1 protein-coding gene is annotated in these 578 nt (G+C 58.1%); it reads right to left on the bottom strand.

Annotation, left to right across the window (positions count from 1 at the left end; all coding sequences use genetic code 11):
• The coding region (gene tssI / locus RYC18_RS24145) for a type VI secretion system tip protein TssI/VgrG (protein ID WP_316886948.1) at window positions 1–578 on the bottom strand (578 nt) is incomplete at both ends.

Here is a 578-nt window from a genome sequence, read left to right as displayed (position 1 = left end):
TTACCGGCCTTGAGATGAATTTCCTGCCCGGCGTGTGCCAGTAACCCATCAACTACCCTGATGTGCTGTGTTCCACCCACCGTCAGGTGATCGTCCGCTTTGACTTCGGTCAGCCGGTTGCCATCGACAGTGCAATGTTCTTCAGCCTTGAATTCGCTGTAGCTGTTGCCCTCGACCCGGTCGTGTCGCTCATGACCGACTCTTATTTTCTGCTCGTGCTCGATGTTTTGGTCCCAGTCGCGCTGTGCATGGATGTAGATATGCTCCTGACCAGCCCGGTCTTCGATGCGTAGTTCGTTGGAGCCATTGCCGCCGGGGCTGCTCAGGGTTCTGAACACGCTGCGCGTCTGATGCGCAGGCAAGTCGTAGGGCGGGATGTGTTCGGCGTGGTACAGGCAACCGCTGATCAATGGCTGGTCAGGGTCGCCCTCCAGAAACGTCACCAGCACTTCCATGCCGACTCGCGGGATGGTCATGCCACCGTAGCGATTACCAGCCCAACTGGACGACACGCGCAGCCAGCAACTGCTCTTGTCATCGCCGCTGCCTTCACGATCCCAATGAAACTGCACCTTGAC

This window comes from Pseudomonas syringae group sp. 247E2 (assembly GCF_032587795.1).
Taxonomy (GTDB): Bacteria; Pseudomonadota; Gammaproteobacteria; order Pseudomonadales; family Pseudomonadaceae; genus Aquipseudomonas; species Aquipseudomonas amygdali.
This window is presented reverse-complemented; position numbering and strand designations above follow the sequence as displayed.